This window comes from Oceanobacillus neutriphilus (assembly GCF_014645515.1).
In the GTDB taxonomy this organism is placed as follows: Bacteria; Bacillota; Bacilli; order Bacillales; family Amphibacillaceae; genus Oceanobacillus; species Oceanobacillus neutriphilus.
On sequence record NZ_BMLW01000006.1, the window covers coordinates 81,061 to 99,399 of the forward strand.

Here is an 18,339-nt window from a genome sequence, read left to right on the forward strand (position 1 = left end):
TTGATTTAACTTAGTTAACCGCCTCCAAATAAGTTGTTAATTTGTATAATATCTTCTCTAGAGAAACTGCGCTTACAGAAAGCCTTTTCATCGCGATTCAAGAGTGATTGTATCACCGTCGAATGACCTGAACAATATCCTTTTCCCTTTTTAAATTCATAACCTGTTTCTGATTTTTCATTCAAATTCGGATTAAATATTCAGGTAACATTAAAAAGCTGTTTCAAGATGCAAGAAAGACTGTCTGGACACCGATTAAAAAGGGTAGAGAAGAGAAATTAATCCAGTCAACAATATGTTATCCTAAGGATTTTTTGTAAACTCAAAACCGAAAATAAATCCTTGAATCAGCTTTTCAAATAGGAATTCACCATAAAGAAGGCTGTTATATCAATATTTACACCTATCGTATATTTCTTCCGGTGATAAATGATTATTCAAAATGTGATTACTCAATCTACTTCTCTTCCAAATATTGTACTGTCTTTTTTCTAGTGATACGATTAGCGCGGATATAGTGATATTACACTAATTACAAGGAGAAGATACGATGAAAGTAAATTTGGATAGAATCATAAAAGATATCGAGACATTAGCTGCTTTTACCTCTACACCAGGTGAAGGAGTTACACGCTCTTCCTATTCAAAAGAAGATCAGATGGCAAAAGACTATTTAAAAAATGAAATGGAGAAGATCGGACTGAACGTATGGGAAGATGGATTTTCCACACTTTTTGGACGCAGAGAGGGGAAAAATCCAAATGCTCCAGTCATTATGATTGGTTCTCACTATGATTCTGTTGTTAACGGAGGGGCATTTGACGGAACAGCAGGTACCATAGCTGCATTAGAGGTTTTACGTGTTTTTCACGAAAACAATATCGAAAATGAATTTCCGATTGAAATGATTGCTATGAATGCTGAAGAAGGAGAAACATTTGGTCCAAGTACAGGTGTCTCCAATTCCAGAGCACTTGTTGGCACATTAACAGAAAAAGAATTGGATACAGTTACAAATAGACATGGTCAAACCAAGCGGGAAGCAATGAAAGAATACGGTTTGATTCCAGATTTAAAAAGCGCAAAACGAGACAAGGAGTCCATTAGAAATTTTATAGAATTGCATATTGAACAAGGGCCAGTCCTTGATAACACCAATACAGGAATTGGACTTATTGAATATATTCCGGGGATAGGAAGATACAAGGTCAATTTCCACGGAGAGGTTGCAGATTCCACTGCACCAATGGCAAACCGAAAAGATGCTCTGCTTGCAGCATCACAATTTATTACAGCTGTAAATCAGATTATCGAATCCTTAGGAGAAGGCATTACCGGAATGGTGGGCGAATTAGATATCTCACCTAATTCCCATCAATTTGTTCCCGATTTTGTGCAGGCAAAAGTGGAGGTCAGAACCTTTGATGTCGACACGCTTCAAGATATAAACTTACGAGATCAATTAATAGTAGCATTAGATGATATTACTGAGCGGACAAATGTAGAAACTGAATTAATTGAAATGGCCAGAATCGGCTATAGTAATCCTACACCGCCAAGTATTATGCTGAAAGAAAACGTAGAGATTATGAAAAGGATATGCGAAGAACTGCATTATAAATATACTATTATTAATAATGGTACAGGGCATGATGCCATGATGATGGCTGATTTTGTTCCAACGAATATGATTTATGTTCCAAGTAAAGATGGCATTTCCCATCACCCAGATGAATGGACAGATTATGAGGACTTGGAGAAAGGTATCAATGTCATGCTTCATTTAGTAATGGAGATATGTAAATAACTCTAAAATGTGATAGATTAATTATGCTTATGCGGAAGAGAAATTTTTTCCAGCATAAGCATCTTTTCTATACAGCAGGGTTGATTTAAGCTTTCATATAATTTGTAAACCCTTCGTACAGCAAGCTGAGAATAAGGTTTAATGTGCAAAAGGATGAATCATTCAGCTGATTGACTTTATTGATATTAGAAACCTGGTAGTATAAGTTATAATCAGCAGTATAGGCTAATTCATTCCTTGAAAATACAGTAACAGAAATCATAGGCACATTTTTCACTGCTATATTTCTAATCATAGAATCAATAGACTTCATATTTCCGGAAAGGGATACGACCAATATTAAATCATCTGAATTGATTGTCTTCGAGAGCAGCTCCAGCTCCGTTTTGCTTGGAATAATATTAAGATATATGTTGTGATTCCATAGACATCTTGAGAACTCTTTTAACATTAAGTCCTGCCCATACCCTGTTCCATAAGCAAAGATGCGCTTTGCATTAAATATAAGCCGGTATATCTCCTCTAAACTCTTATCCTCCTCAAAAAGTTTAATCGTTTCTGTAACATCTTTTAGTAAATTAGAGCTGTTAAAATAATGATTATTGCTTTGTACATTTGCTTTATTCATTCGCTCTGCCTCTTCTTTTAAGAAGTAGCGAAATTCACTGTAGCCATAAAAGCCAAGTTTTTTAGTCGTCCGTATAACCGTAGAAGAGGAAACATTGCAGTACTTTGCGACCTCTGTGACAGTTTTATCCTTACATAAATCAATATTCTGGCTGATAAAACTGACGACATGTAAATCATTATCATTTAATTCTTCATAATGTTTATTAATAAGTGCCTCCAGATTCATTTGCTGTCTCTCCTTAACGTATGCTTTATTAACCAAGCAGCACTATCTGTTTAAAAAAATGGAATCGCTTTTCTTTTGAATAGTATAACACAATCTTTTTCCGTAAAAAGCAGCTAATACACACCATAATTTATACATTTATAGACGATGAAGAAATAGTAACTATAATAAACTATTAACAATGATAAAAACACTCAGAAACGGCTTCAACCAATCTGAGTGCTTCTATCATTAATTTATCTATTTATTTTTAGCCATATAATCTAACACCGCTGTCCCCATCACCTTAGCCGCAATAAGCAGACCTCTCTCATCAACATCAAACTTAGGATGGTGATGCGGATAAGATTGCTTGTCTGTAACCTCTGCCCCTGTAAAGAAAAATGTACCCTTCACATGCTGGAGATAATAAGAAAAGTCCTCTCCTCCCATGATTTTCGGTGATTCTGTTACCTCTTCAACTCCCGGTACTTCCTTCGCCAATTCGGCAACAAAGGCTGTTTCCTCTGCATGATTGACAAGAGCCGGATAACCTCTATGGTAATTTAAAACACCTTCCGCGCCAGATAATGCGCAGGTAGAAGAAACAATTGTCTGCATCTCATTTTCAATCAAATCCTGTACTTCTTTATCAAAAGTACGGACAGTTCCTTTTAAGAGTGCTGTGTCAGCTATCACATTATTCGCATTCTTCGCTTCAAAGGATCCGATAGAAACAACTGCCAAATCTAATGGATCTACTCTTCTGCTGACTATTTGCTGCAAATTATTTACTAGCTGACTTCCTATTAAAATACTATCCTTTGTCTGGTGAGGTGAAGCTCCATGCCCGCCCTTACCTTGAATATGAATATCAAAGAAATCTGCAGCCGCCTGAAGAGGACCTACCCGGTAACGGATTTCTCCAAGGGGAACCTGAGCTTGTAAATGCGTACCAAAAATGACATCGACACCATCTAAGCAGCCATCTTCAATCATTGATCTTGCACCACCCGGGATCATTTCCTCTGCATGCTGATGAATAAACACAACCGTCCCTGCAAAATCTTCTTTCATTCCATTTAATACCTTTGCTAAGCCCAGCAGTGTCGCTGTATGGCCGTCATGTCCACAGGCGTGCATAACCCCTTGATTCTCAGATTGGAAAGGAAGATCCGTTTCTTCCTGAATAGGTAAAGCATCAAAGTCGGCCCGCAGTGCTACAGTAGGACCTGGATTTGCTCCCTCTAAATAGGCTACAACGCCATTTCCTCCTACATTGGTTCGTACCCGGTGTCCCAGTTTTTCGTGGTATGCTGCGATATATTCCGGGGTCTTCACCTCTTGGAAAGATAATTCCGGATGTTGATGCAGATACCTTCTCATAGCAACAATTTCTTCATAGGTATCATCTAAGTTTTTATACAATAAGCCCTTTTCTTCCATGCTCTCCTACCTCCGGGTTTTAAAATTTATAACATAGATACTATTCTAACAAATTAATCGTTTTTAGTCTCTTAGGTAGTAGGAGAGTGTTTCTATATTATTTTTGGGATTTAGATATTTCAAGCAGCCTCTGAATCTCCTTCTGATTCATCAATACATCGTCTTTTGCTTCTTTTTCCTGTTTTTCAATGTTGTTTTCTATAAGATTTTGGATTACAAAGTAAAGATTCCTTTGTTTAATGTAAAAAGTTATGTTAATACCAATAACCGAAATCACAAAGGTGACAAGAACAAGAACCACAAAGATATAATTAACTATATAATTTAGTGTCACCAAAGAAAACAGACCTGCCAAGATACCTGACAAAGCAAATATCCCACTACTAAAATACTTTAAATGATTATTGAACATTTTAATGTTTACTAATGCTATTTGTAGTTCTTCCTCATTTAGTTTATCTAGTGATTCATTTAAACATATTAACTCATCAACGTTTTCTCCTTCCAATGCTCCTTCAGACAGATTGCTGATAAAATTTTGAGGAAACCCATATTTAAAATCGATATTTTTTATCTTCAAAAATAATAATTTTTCCTTTGTTTTTATAGCAATAGCCTGATATTGGACATAATATAAAAGCACCGTACAGTATACTAAAGCCAATGTTACCAGTATGTATGCCAATCCTTGAAGCTTTTCATTTTCTATATAATCTATCCAAAAATATATAATGATAATTGGAATTATGGCAGGCAATATTAACTTAAGGAACCAATAATTCCTTCTAAGTCTTTTTTGTAATCTACTCTCGATCTCCATATTTTCACCCTCCTCTACAAGTTTGAGAATCTAAGCATTGAAAACTAATATTATGTTAATCGAAAACAAATTCTGTTACAGAAAGAGCTTGTATTATCTTCTTGGAGTATATTATCTATATTTTAAATAAATAGGAAAATAGATAGTCATGATCCTGATACGACAAAAACATTTCCGTTGAAGACTATGTTGGTTTGATTAAAAAAATCGTATCATTAGACTAACTAGTTGGCAATATTCAAAAAAAGGAATCACAGGAAATTTCTCTTGCCCTCCCGTAATTCCTTTAATGAAGAGGTACTTATCAGCTCTATAAGTACCTCTTTATAACTTCTATTTACAACACTTAGATACATGTTAGTTCTTTTGAAAATCCAAACACCTAAAGCTTAAACTGCCTCACTAATCCATTCAACTCTTCAGCAAGCTTCGATAATTGCTCCGAACTCCCCGCTACTTCATCCATTGCACCGCTCGTCTGCTGGGTCGAAGCAGAAGTTTGCTCCACCCCTGCAGCTGCTTCTTCTGAAATGGAAGCTATTTCTGCAATGGATTCGTTCATTTCCTTGGTATTCGCTGCTATATCAGCTAGGTTACCGGATACCATATTAATATTTTCAGCCATTTTTGATATTGATTCATTAATTTCATGAAAAGTTTTTCCTGTCGTCCTGATTTGATCTGTTCCCAGTTCCACTTCCGTATAGCCGCCTTTTAACGATTCTACGACAGCGCTTGTTTCGCTTTGAATATTCATGACGATACCTGTAATGTCCTTCACCGAAACAGCTACTTGTTCTGCTAGTTTTCTAACTTCATCTGCTACAACAGCAAAGCCTTTTCCATGCTCTCCTGCTCTTGCTGCCTCAATTGCTGCATTTAACGCAAGCAGATTCGTCTGGTCTGCGATGTCTTTAATCATGGAAACAAGGTTTGATATTTGCTGCGACTGTTCATCTAACCCTTCTACCTTAGCAACAGTCCCTTGAACAATCCGGTCAATTTTAGACATTTGTTCCGTGGTAGCTGTCATTGCGTCACTGCCCTTATTTGACATATCCAATACTTCATTCGAGTACTCCTGCACACGTTCGCCATTATCATTTACTTCCTGTACCTTAGCCGAGAATGTCCCCATTAATGATGCTAAGTCACTGGCACTGGTTGCTTGTGTTTCCGAGCCTGTAGCCAGCTCCCGCATCGTGATAGCTACCTGATCAGAGCCTGCCTTTACTTCGTTTGCTGCCTGTGTTAATTCTTCACTTTGATTCGTCACCGTTTCAGATACAGTATTTATTTGTGTGAGCAAATCGCGTGTATTGTTTGCCATTTCATTAGCAGCGTGAACCAGCTGTCCGATTTCATCTCTGTGATTGGTTTGTAAGTTATCCTGGCTTAAGTCTCCGCCCGCAATAAGCTTCATCCGATGCATTACAGTTTTAATCGGCTTTGTAATGACTCCTGCCGTAATAAGTGCTGATGCAATACTAAGAATAAGAATCAAGGTCGAAGCAATAATAACAATGGTCAATGTTCGCTCCCCATTGTCAATAATCCCTTCACCATGGTTGTTTATTTCTTCTTCTGAATCAGCTGCCAGCTTTTCATACCCAGCCATGATTTCACGGACGACCGGGGTCAATTCATTGAGATTCTCTACGGCTTCCATCTGATCGCCATTCTCATATACCGCAAATACTTCATCAGCAATTGCTGTCCTCCACTCAACCGTTTCGTTAATTAAATCGTCAAATTCTTTTGTAACACCGACACTTCTTGCTAATTCTTCAAATTCGATTCCCTGTTCCGTATATTCTTCAAAGCGGTCCTTCATTGTACTGTCCCCGCTTAATATATAACCACGGGCTGTTGATATCCGGTTAGCCATCGTTGTTTCCATGCCCTTGTTTGCGATTAATTGCTGAAGGTCGTTTTCTACAATATTTGTTGTATCCTGATTAATCTGCTTAATTGCTGAGTAATTATATATACCTAGTAGAAACACTAATAAAATAACTACTGAAAATGCCGCTATAATCTTGCTTTTGATGCTTTTAAAATTAAATATATTCCTCATTGTCTTCTCCTTCTTTATATAAAAAATGGAACACTACGCTGTTATCTTCAAGCTGTGCACTGGAGATTCTATCTATTTCTGCTTGGGGTAAGATTGTTATATCAGAATCAAATAATATGTCTCGTGCGAAGATGGCTGGTTTGTGTACGTTGATAACGCAGGTGCTATGATTGTACGTTAACCAAGAGAGGTGATAGTGCCTTTTTTTATATCGGCTTCTGAAGGAATTTTTAAAGGAATAAATTAATAAAATTTGGAATAAAAATACAAGTGGAAATTATTTAGAAACGAGATAATCACTTGAGTTTCCTGTTTTGTTCAGACAATAAAATTGGCTAACAGCATAAAAAACCGTGTAACCCCCGACTCTCTTAATAAATTTGACAGACAAAAAAATCTGAATCAATTCAGATTCAGATTTTTTCTACTTCTTTTTTATTTATAAATCTTGATTTCTTTTAGGGCAGTTCTTAATTCTCTTTCAAGGTTACAAATAGAAATTATCAAAAGTCCCCAGCAAAATGATAACACTCGTTCATTAGAAGCTGTAACATGCCTCGTACCCTTAAATACAGGAAGGAGAATAACCAGCCTTCTTACTGAACATGCATCAAACATGAGAAACTACAAATTCAGCATCACCAGATAATTCATACGTTTGTACACCATGAGGCAGAATAAAGTGACTACCTTTTTTTAAAGCAAATGATTGCCCGCCTACTTTAATTTCTGCATTGCCTTTTAGGACATTAACCTGTAAGAAATCCTCTGTTAATTGGCGTGATACCATGCCTTTTAATGTCCAATGATATACAGAAAAATATTGTGCTTCAACTAACTTTTCACTCACCAAGCCTTGCGTTTTTTCTTTGGTACGCTCATTATGAGGTAATACGTGAGGTACCGTAGTGACTTTCTTAGCTTGTTCTAATTGTAATTGACGCTTGTTACCCTCGTCATCCATCCGGTCATAGTCGTAAACTCGATAAGTAATATCTGAACTTTGCTGAATTTCAAGAATCATCATTCCTTTGCCGATCGCATGGATTGTACCACTTGCCACATAGAAAAAATCTCCGGCTCTAACTTTCTTTCGCTGGAGCAGCTCACCCCATTTGCCATTATCCATCATCTGTTCCATTTCTTCTTTCGTCTGTGCATTATGCCCTAAAATAATCTCACTATCGGCTTCAGCACTTAATATGTACCAGCATTCTGTTTTACCATAGGGAACTTCTTCGACATGACGAGCAAATATATCATCCGGATGAACTTGGACTGATAAATCATCATTTGCATCTAAAAGCTTTACAAGTAACGGGTATTCTTCGTTTTTGCTTCTATCTTTATTAAATAAGTCACCGTGGTTTTCCCATAAATAAGCTAATGTTTTGCCAGCTAAGGAGCCATTTTGAATAATATTTGGTCCATGGGGATGAGCAGAAATAACCCATGCCTCCCCTGTTCTCTCATATGAAAGCTCGTAACCATATTCTGTATTTAATTTTTGGCCACCCCAAATACGTTCTTGAAAAACGGGTGTTAAAAAAATGGGTTCATGATACATTTGATTTCCTCCATAAATAACATTACCTGTTAAAGGCTGCTGATAATTCGTATCAACAAGCCGAACATTTTGTTCAGCTTGTTTGCTGTAAGTAATGATATACCGCGCCTATCAGGTTTGCATCCGCATTAAAATAGCATCGATCAATTGCCGGAATCAATGTAGCAGCATCAATTTTACGTTCAATCCATTCTAATTCTTTATTTAACTGATGGATTAAATCTTCCCTGGTACTAATTCCTCCACCGATTAAAATCAATTCCGGATCATAGATATATTGAATATTATATAATCCAATCGCAAGCATATTATAGAATTCTGAAATGGCTTGTTTGCATACTTCATCACCTTGTTCTGCCTTTAAAAAGACTTGTTCTCCGGTTATTGATGATATATCAATTTGTTTTTGTTGAGCGACACGCTTTCTAATAGAAAATGTGGAAGCCGTTTCGCTAAATGTATTCATTCCGCTGCCTAAGTTATTTGAATCAAGAATCATATAACCGAACTCTCCGCCATGTAAATGATCGCCCTTATGAATGGCGCCATTTTTAATGAGTGCCCCTCCAATTCCTGTGCCTACCACGACTACGGCCACTTCTTTCTTTCCCGTTGCCGCTCCTCTCCATACCTCAGCAAGAGCTGCACAGTTGGCATCATTTTCGATATGAACTGTCAATCCTGTTTCCGCTTCAATATGTTTTTTAATATTTGGCCCGTGTATATACGGAATAGCACTGAAGCCATAAATAATTCCTTCATCTGAAACAGAACCGGGAGAGCTGATGGCTATTCCCTCTATACCTTCGTTTGAGTACTGCTTTAGTTGATTTTTAATGAACACTATTAAACTTTCAAGCGTTTTGGGAGTATGCTTTTTTCCTTTAGTTAATATCTTTCCATCTGTATCAACCACACCATACTTTATATCTGTTCCTCCAAAATCAAACGAAAGAATATTCGTCATACCAGCTACACCTCTATAATTAATATCAAATCATCAACATCCGTTTACCGGGATGATACTTAAAATCCGTTTTGCTCAGCAACCTGACTGAACCATTGACCGCTCTTTTTTAAAGAACGCTCCTGTGTATCAAGGTCAACGCGATATAGACCATATCTATTTTTATAAGCATTTAACCATGACCAGTTATCCATAAACGTCCAAACATGATAGCCAAAACAGTTTGATCCCTCCATAATTCCTTTATGCAGCCATTTTAAATGTTCCTCATAAAATTCAATCCGGTAATCATCCTGAACCATACCTGTCTTATCCAGAAAACGCTCTTCATGCTCAACACCCATGCCATTTTCTGCAACATACCATGGTATGTTTCCGTAGTTATCTTTGATATTAATTGCGATATCATAAATTCCTTTTTCATAAATTTCCCAACCACGATACGGATTCATCCGTCGTTCTGGCCAAATGTATGAATCAAAAAAGCTTTCTGGTAATAGATTGTTAGAATCCACTTGCGTTTCTTTTTCTTTAATCCGCCTAGGCTGATAATAATTAACACCTAAAAAATCAACCGTATTATCTTCAATTAAGTCTAAGTCACCCTCATTTACTGCAGGAAGCAGATCATAGTCTCTCAATAATTCTATTAACTCTTCAGGATATTTCCCTAAAACGGATGGATCTAAAAAGCTCCTGTTAAAGAATAGATCAGCGATCCTCGCCGCTTTCACATCCCCTTCAGAGTCACTCCGCGGATAAGATGGCGTTAAATTTAAAATAATCCCAATCTCACCTTCTAAATTCAACTGACGGTAGCTTTTAATTGCTTTGGCACTTGCCAGCATAGAATGGTAAGCAACCACGACAGCCCGCTTCATATCTACGACACATGGGTAATGGTAATGATTTAAATATCCCATCTCGACAGGAACAATAGGCTCGTTAAAGGTTGTCCATCGTTTAATTTTTTCACCGAAAAGCTCAAAAGCTGTCTTTGCATAATGATTAAATGCCTCAACGACCTCTAAGCTTTCCCAGCCGCCTTTTTCCTGCAGGTGTAAAGGCATGTCGAAATGAAAAAGGTTAATAATTGGCTCAATATCATTTTTCAGAAGCTCATCAAAAACATTATTATAAAAATCAACTGCTTTTTCATTAACATTGATTCCATCTGGCAACAAACGGGACCAGGAAATGGACGTACGGAATGAATTAAAATGAACAGCCTTCATACGTTGAATATCATCCTTAAACTGACGATAAAAATCAGACGTCATCATAGGACCGACTCCTTCATGAAAACGTTCTGGTTCTATTTCAAACCAATAATCCCAGATGTTTTTTGCCTTTCCTTCTTGTTGGGAAGCGCCTTCCGTTTGTGTAGCAGAAGCTGCTGCACCCCACTTAAAATTATTTGGAAATGTATAATACTTCGACATTGCTGTCCTCACCCCTTTATTCCTATCTTTATTACATTTAGTGTCCAGCATAATTGCGAAACCGACACCCGAATGTTATGATTTGTTTCGTATTTTGCCCTGTTAATAAAGTGTATTATTTATTTTCACCAGGCTTATGACCATGCAAATAAGCGTATTCTGTTCCAATCCACTTACTTACATTTTCTCTGTACATGCTAATATATTGTGAATAAATCATATCGATAATAATTAATAGGGGAAGTTGGCCAGAAACCTGCCCAACTTCATTTGTATTTTTAATTTGAGATGTTAATAAGGTAACATCTGCAAGTTCATCCATGACGCTTGACCGGTTTGAGGTTATGACAATAATGGTTGCCCCTTTTTGTTTTAGCCGCTTTAATGAACGGATAACATATTGGTTTTCCCCTCGTAATGATAAATATATAACTAGATTATCCTGATCTAATAGAGACGAAATCATTTCTATCGAATCATAATCCTGAACAACCTCTACATATTTCCCGATTCTTGTAAATCGAAATTTAAAATCTTCTCCTGCAATAGCACTTAATCCCAACCCATATATATGAATGATTTTATGGAGCTGAATTAACCTGCATACGGCTTTTATTTCTTCTATATCAATTGTTTTATCAATTTCGGTAATTAATTCGTTATAACGAATTAATAAATTGCTTGTGATATTATTTTTATCATTGGAATGCTCGTCTAATGTTTTCCGATAACAATATATAAATTCCTTGTAATTACCAAACCCTGTTTTTTTACAAAACCTTGTGATGGAAGCTGTCGATACATTTATTTTTTTTGCTAATTCAGATTGCTTGATTGACGGGTTACCACTCAAAAAATAATCGGCAATTTGTTGATCAACTTCGGTAAATTTTAATTTAGAACTTTCAATGATTAAGAATATATCACTATTTAACAATTGACATCACCCATCATTTTTAATATTTGATAAGATAAAGAAGACCTTGCTTTATGAAAATTGGATATAAATTGTTTTAATTTCTTTCGGTTTAAAAGCACCTAACTGTATCGTTTCACTTTGATAAGTATCATTCTCATTCAATGTTTCTGCCATATTCGTAAATCCCCAGAATTGGATTGCTTTAAGACACATCATTTCTCCGCCATCATCAATCTTTTTGTCAGCGGGATTGAAATAACGAATAACAAATCCTTTTCCATCTCTCGATTTATGGAATGAGCTGAAGACAACATCCTTCACCTTAGCTGCATCAAACAAAGAAATACTATTTGGAACAGTCTCTGATAGCGGCTGCATCACAAAATATTTTAACGTCGTTGTAAATTGATTTAATGATTGGTGTTGATAGTAAGGCACAGAAACAGCGTAATTTTGATAATATGTGAATGCTGCAGCTTCTGAAAAAGTATCTCCTACAACAAAAGAAAATTTGAATTTGAGCTTTTTTTGCAGCTGGCTATCTGGCGTTTCTATATATTTAAATTGATTGCCTGAAGCAACTCCGGGACGTCTAAGCAGATCTGGTTTCCCAAGATATCCGACAGCCCTGAATAGTGTCAGCGCAATACCTTTTGAACTGGACCCTATTATCTCATACTCTTTGATACCTTTGGAAAAAGCAGTGATACTTTTTTGCTCATCATGCAAATGAACAAAATTCAGCATCGGGTAAATACCAGTCGGTTCTTCCTTCCATCCATTTTCCTGCCAGGATTCTAAATTGGGATCGATAACAGGACGGGAAATAGTTCCAAATGGGGTATCCGCAATACTTTGATCTGCTTTCACATCTCCATTAATAATTAGCCGCATACGGTGATCAAAGGCTTTATTCTCCATGTCCAGCTGAAAATCAACACCCTCTGCTCCCTGTCTTAAAGTGATACAGCATTCATACGGAACCTCTCCGTTATATTCTTCCTGATTCCGTTCATCCTGATTTACCGGAATAGTAAAGACACCTGATATTTTTAACGAGCTTTCCAGTTTACCCTGAACATATTGAACCTGACCCTCTGAAAAATCAAGGCAAATAATTTTGTCCTTTTCCGGAGGTGAATAATCATAGTTATCCCCATCGTCGCCAGAATTTTCTACTAACAGGAAATTTTCATACAATACATTAGACACTTTGTTATATAAATTTAGTTTCCCATCAACACAGTTAATTCTGTAATAGTCGTTTTCAATATGATGTAAAGGATTTTCATCCACTGTTTGCGTGCTGCCGGCTCCTTTTTCACCTTCCACAATATCTAATACCTCATAACCCATTGCATGAAGTTCGATAGGAAGTACTATTTCTGATTCAAAATAATAAGATTCAGGGGACGGATTTTCCTTTTTGCGAACCGGGTCATTTGAATGTTTCTCCACGCTGATTATTTCATAAGCTATTTTCTTTCCTTTATGATAAATGGCAAAATCAGCATGCGCCAAGGATACCTTCAGCTTTATCATCTGTTCTCTGCGTACTGGCAATGTATTAAATACAGTAATCTGATTTTCTTTGATTTCAGCTCTGGATTCACTAATCTTTCGCGTCAAATAGTCGACAACGGAATAGGATAATTGATCAGCATCAATAAGGCGTTGTAAAATAGCTTGATTCGTCTTATCACTATTACAGCTTCCAGCACTATCATGAGCGTGATTTCTTAAATTCAGCTTCCATATTTTATCAACCAGTTCTTTTTTATAAGGAATTCCTATTCGATCAGCTATTGCCATCAGAGGTTCTACTTGATAAATTAACCGGCGTTCCACTTTATCATTTAAATATTTATGATCATACCTTGATGAATAGATCGAACGATGAATTTTTGATACTTCTGCATTTAAAAATTCTCCCTGAATGGAGGGTAACTCTCGTTCTTCACTTACTATTTCACTAAATAAATTATCATAATTACTTTCAACGAATTGATCATGCGCCATGTTCTGGTTATAGTCTGCTATTCTTTCTTTCAAGTTAATATCTACATACCTCTGGTCTCCCCCTACAGGAAGAGCAATATGGGATGATGTAGTATCCTTCTTAATTTGATTGATTAACGATTCACTATCATCCGATTCAATCAATTGAACACCGACAAAATAGCCATCCTTTATATTATAAGCAACAACGCGGCTTCCGTCCTCAGACTCCCAAAAGAATTCTCGTTGCTCCATCTTATCTGATGATAATCCTCTCCAAAAAACAGATTTATCTATTCCCATTTGAGAAAAAATCTTAGGCATGTCAATAGATTGACCAAATGCATCTGGTATATATCCCAATCTATCTGCTCCTCCGAGTGAATCACCCAGTTCGATGCCCAGCTGAAGATTACGGACCAAAGATTCTCCGCGAATAATCATTTGATCTGATTGCGTATACCAAGGTCCTACCTTTAATTTTCCTTTTTGAATAAGAGACATTAACCTGTCTTTTTTTTCTGGATTTACTTCTAAATAATCCTCTACTATACTCATCTGTCCATCAAGCATATAATAATCTAAAATATTCTCTTCCAACGCCTTAATCACTTCGTCCACATGATAACATAGTTGTATGAATGACTCATTACTTGTAAAGTACCACTCATAATCCCAATGTGTATGTGCTATTACATGAATTTTATTTGTCATTTTAACACCCTGCCTACTCTATACCTAATCGTTTAAATCGCTTAATTTCCCCTGAACCAATTGATACATGTCTTCTTTTGATGAAGCAGCTAAAATAGAGTTAGTAAAATCTTCATCAATTAAAGCCCTGGAAATCGTACTCAGTACCTTTAAATGTTCCTGATTTTTACCTTCAGGAATTGCCAATGCAAAGGTAATATGAACCGGCTTATCGTCCATTGATTCCCATTCAATCGGATGATCATATTTCACAAGCATCAACGCTGGTTTTATTACAGTCTTATGCTTACTATGCGGGATAGCTATTCCATCTTTAAATCCCGTAGTTACTTCTTTTTCCCGCTTTTTCAAGCCCTTATAGTATGCTTTAGCAGATTTAACAATCCCTGCATTTTCCGCAAACGAAGCAATAAACTGTAATGCTTCATCTTTTGTTTTTGTATTAGAATTAAATTCAATATTATTTACATCAAAAATATCATTCATCATCATTTATTCCACCTTTTTTTTAGTAAAACCGATTATTAACGCTGTAACAAGTACTCCCATCATAACGCTAAATATCCAAGTTATAAAAGGAATGGGTTGTTCGATATAACCGATAAACGTACCTATTGGAGAGCCGATTCCTCCATAAAACTTAATACCCAATCCGGCAGCAAGCCCGCCAGCAACTGCTGAACCTGCAACAAAAGCTGTTATCATTCGAACAGGATCCTGTGCTGCAAAAGGAATTGCTCCTTCTGTTACGCCGACAATTCCCATACCAAACGCACTGTGCGCAGATACCTTTTCTGTCGGCGAAAACTTTTTCTTAAATAGGATAGATGCTAACCATATTCCGAGCGGTGCAACAGAAATCGCTGCTTGTGTTGCGGTCTGTGGAACGAAATTCGCTCCTTCAATGCCGTATTTCGCTACAGTATCCGTAAAAACTGCTGTACCAAATACAAGCGCTGTCTTATTAAATGGACCGCCTAAGTCAATCCCGATCATCGCTCCGATAATAACACCCACTAGAACAGGAGCAGCTGCATAATTTTCGTTTAAGGTTGTCAGTCCGTCATACATGAAGTTCATCATGGATGCCATTGGATTTCCGACCACATACAAAACAAATAACGATATGAGAAGCGTACTTACCAATGGAATCAGCATAATTGGAACAATTGGCTGAATCAATTTAGGGTATGGAATCTTTTTAAGCAATTTAACCAGATAACCAGTCGCAAAAGCGACAAGTATCGCACCTAAAAATCCGCCGCCAGCCTCAGCTCCAAGCATTTCTGCATCATTAGCAATATACGTTCCAATCATTGCTGCGGCAATGGCAGGCTTACCTGCTATGGAATTGGCAACGAAACCAGCAAAGAGCGGTATCATTAATAAGAATCCAACTTGCCCAACATCAAATAAATGAGACATCAATTCTCCCATAACTGTCGAAGTATCAAATCCCCATTCGATGATTCTTCCTGCTTCATCACGTTGAAAGGCATAAACATTCGCTATAGCTAAAATAAGACCTGAAGCTATAACCATAGGAATCATATATGAAATCCCGGCCATAATATGTTGGAAAAAACCGCCTTCTTCTGTTTTACCCATTGTCACAGAGCCGGCCTTTGCTCCTTTTTCTCCATATATTGTTGCTTCATTCAAAGCGTTTTCAATTAGTTCATCAGGATTTTTGATTGCCTCAGATGCCCTGACCCGCATGACTCTTTTTCCGTTAAAACGGGACATATCAATATTTATTTCTACAGCTAATATAACAACATCCGCTTCTTCAATCTCTTGATCCGTCAGAGCATTTTCCACTCCTATTGACCCTTGTGTTTCTATCTTGATTTGGTATCCTTTTTCAGTTCCAGCTTTCTCAAGTGATTCTGCAGCCATATACGTATGTGCTATACCAGCTGAACAAGCTGTTACTCCAACAATCTTCTTTTGGGACATTTGAAACCCCGCCTTTCTTTCCCTCTTTTATTATTAAGTAGGTTGCTTTTATTAATAGCTAATTCCATACAGTTATTTATTCGTACATCACCTATTTCTTCTATCGTAAAATGATTTCGGTTACAAAAAGTAAATCACAATTTAGGAATCTGTGTTTTATTATATTCTTATATCAAAACTATGTATATACTTACAAGGAATACTGTGTTAAGTATCTTTTTTCTGTGTTTTTATGAAAGTAATTTCATTAAAATGCAGAAAAACACTTATGAAAGACTCATTAATTACCAATTTAATCAAGTTATAGTCAGGCATCTGAAATCACAGATTAATTTATTTGTAAATCCCTTTATCTTTCAACTGCTTTATACTCCAATACAGCAAGTAACAGGGGAGATCTATTTGAGGCTTATAATATCAGGGGTATTCTTATTTTGAAGAAAATAGAGGCTTTAACATGCTCTTGATAGAACAAGGATTTCTTTGTTTAGCATTATATAGCAAATTGTCTGCTGTTCCTCATACTGTAGCTCCGCTAACTAAAATCATCATAAATAGCCGGTCTCCACTGCAAAAGGCAGTAAAGACCGGCTATAACACTCAAACTAACACTTCGCAGCATCATTTAAAATATTCACAACATCCCTTTTATCCAGCATAGCAAATTTCCCAATCGTACCCGTATGTTTATCATACTGTACTTTGTCTGCCAATTTTTGAACATCTAAAATTTGAATATCCAATTCATTCATATTCGTCGGCATATTTAATTCCCTGAAGAATTCTTTCGTCCTTCGGATACCTTCCAAAGCCTGTGCTTCTACATCCTGCTTAGCAGTGACATCAAAGACCTTTCGTGCATACCTGGCAAATCTGTGAATATCCTGTTTATAAACATATTGCATCCAGGAAATCATAATTGCCGATAATGTTTCTCCATGTGTTTTATCATAAAGTGCACTTAACTCATTCGCGATAACATGGGTTCCCCAATCATGGACACGCCCTACTCCAAGCGTATCATTTTGAGCGATTGTGGCAAGCCACATAAGTTCAGAACGATACTGATACTCCTCAGGATTGTCTAAAGCTTTCGCGCCAATGCTCACCAATGTTTTTAATGCTGCTTCCTCCATTCGATCGATAACACCAATGTATGTGTCAGGAGCAAAATATCTTTCACATATATGCGAAAATATATCCACAATACCTGCAGCAACTAAACGTTTTGGTAAGGTATAGGTTAATTCCGGATTCATAAAGACAATGGCCGGTGTCAAATATTCAGAGCTTACCAGCAGCTTCTGATTTGTATCCGTATTATTAATCACAGTGACATTACTGGATTCGCTTCCAGCAGCAGGATAGCTAAGTACAACCCCTGTCTTCAAAGCGCCCTGAACAGAAGATTTGTTAGTAAATAATTCCCATATATCACCTGCATATACGGCACCTGCAGCAATTGCCTTTGCAGAATCAATCACACTTCCTCCGCCCACTGCTAGAATAAAATCAATATCTTTATCACGGACGAGCTTAATTCCTTCTCTCACAACCTCTAGCCGGGGATTAGGTTTTACTCCTCCTAATTCGCAACAGAAAATATCATGAGCTGCTAAACTTTCTTTAATATTTTTTATTAACCCCCTTAAATGAAAACCATCTGTGCGGTGTAATAAAACTCTCTGCACTCCTAGCTTCTGCAGTTCTCTGCCAACTTGGGACTCCGCTTCTTTTCCAAAAACAAACTTTGTCTTTATTTGATGGCTGAAATCCAGCATCTAAATA

14 protein-coding genes are annotated in these 18,339 nt (G+C 36.9%); 1 reads left to right on the forward strand and 13 read right to left on the reverse strand.

Features of this window, described 5'->3' with window-relative positions; all coding sequences use genetic code 11:
• Positions 1–14: 14 nt before the first annotated feature.
• Positions 15–185, reverse strand: coding sequence for a hypothetical protein (locus IEX29_RS26680; protein WP_229720182.1), 171 nt, complete (start codon positions 183–185; stop codon positions 15–17).
• Between the two features lie 365 nt (positions 186–550).
• On the opposite strand from IEX29_RS26680, the gene IEX29_RS11030 reads away from it, so the two are divergent.
• Positions 551–1,807 (forward strand): Zn-dependent hydrolase, encoded by a 1,257-nt coding sequence (locus IEX29_RS11030; protein WP_188734523.1) that lies wholly within the window; start codon positions 551–553, stop codon positions 1,805–1,807.
• Positions 1,808–1,892: 85 nt separating this feature from the next.
• Here IEX29_RS11030 and IEX29_RS11035 read toward each other — a convergent pair whose 3' ends face one another.
• The 12 genes from IEX29_RS11035 to IEX29_RS11090 all read right to left on the reverse strand — a co-directional run bounded on the left by IEX29_RS11035 (position 1,893) and on the right by IEX29_RS11090 (position 18,332).
• Positions 1,893–2,663 carry a MurR/RpiR family transcriptional regulator gene (locus IEX29_RS11035; protein WP_188734524.1) on the reverse strand — a complete coding sequence of 257 codons (771 nt, stop codon included), beginning with the start codon at positions 2,661–2,663 and terminating at the stop codon, positions 1,893–1,895.
• A 240-nt stretch (positions 2,664–2,903) separates the two neighbouring features.
• Positions 2,904–4,088 carry a M20 family metallopeptidase gene (locus tag IEX29_RS11040; protein ID WP_188734525.1) on the reverse strand — a complete coding sequence of 395 codons (1,185 nt, stop codon included), beginning with the start codon at positions 4,086–4,088 and terminating at the stop codon, positions 2,904–2,906.
• A gap of 97 nt (positions 4,089–4,185) precedes the next feature.
• The gene (locus IEX29_RS11045; RefSeq protein WP_188734526.1) at positions 4,186–4,908 is read right to left on the reverse strand and encodes a hypothetical protein; all 723 of its coding nucleotides are present in this window, start codon (positions 4,906–4,908) and stop codon (positions 4,186–4,188) included.
• Between the two features lie 382 nt (positions 4,909–5,290).
• Positions 5,291–6,985, reverse strand: a complete 1,695-nt coding sequence (locus IEX29_RS11050) for a methyl-accepting chemotaxis protein (RefSeq protein ID WP_188734527.1) — start codon at positions 6,983–6,985, stop codon at positions 5,291–5,293.
• A gap of 610 nt (positions 6,986–7,595) precedes the next feature.
• Complete coding sequence (gene manA / locus IEX29_RS11055; protein WP_188734528.1) at positions 7,596–8,552, reverse strand: mannose-6-phosphate isomerase, class I; 957 nt, start codon at positions 8,550–8,552, stop codon at positions 7,596–7,598.
• 73 nt (positions 8,553–8,625) lie between these two features.
• A complete protein-coding gene (locus tag IEX29_RS11060) occupies positions 8,626–9,519 on the reverse strand; it encodes an ROK family protein (protein ID WP_188734529.1) in 894 nt (297 codons plus the stop codon).
• A gap of 59 nt (positions 9,520–9,578) precedes the next feature.
• Positions 9,579–10,961, reverse strand: a complete 1,383-nt coding sequence (gene gmuD / locus IEX29_RS11065; protein WP_188734530.1) for a 6-phospho-beta-glucosidase GmuD — start codon at positions 10,959–10,961, stop codon at positions 9,579–9,581.
• A gap of 115 nt (positions 10,962–11,076) precedes the next feature.
• Entirely contained in the window at positions 11,077–11,898 is an 822-nt protein-coding gene (locus tag IEX29_RS11070; RefSeq protein WP_188734531.1) for a MurR/RpiR family transcriptional regulator, read from the reverse strand.
• Between the two features lie 51 nt (positions 11,899–11,949).
• A complete protein-coding gene (locus IEX29_RS11075) occupies positions 11,950–14,592 on the reverse strand; it encodes a glycoside hydrolase family 38 N-terminal domain-containing protein (RefSeq protein WP_188734532.1) in 2,643 nt (880 codons plus the stop codon).
• A 24-nt stretch (positions 14,593–14,616) separates the two neighbouring features.
• A complete protein-coding gene (locus tag IEX29_RS11080; protein ID WP_204799029.1) occupies positions 14,617–15,084 on the reverse strand; it encodes a PTS sugar transporter subunit IIA in 468 nt (155 codons plus the stop codon).
• A complete protein-coding gene (locus tag IEX29_RS11085) occupies positions 15,085–16,551 on the reverse strand; it encodes a PTS fructose transporter subunit IIC (RefSeq protein WP_188734533.1) in 1,467 nt (488 codons plus the stop codon).
• Positions 16,552–17,156: 605 nt separating this feature from the next.
• Entirely contained in the window at positions 17,157–18,332 is a 1,176-nt protein-coding gene (locus IEX29_RS11090; RefSeq protein WP_188734534.1) for an iron-containing alcohol dehydrogenase, read from the reverse strand.
• Between the last annotated feature and the right edge of the window lie 7 nt (positions 18,333–18,339).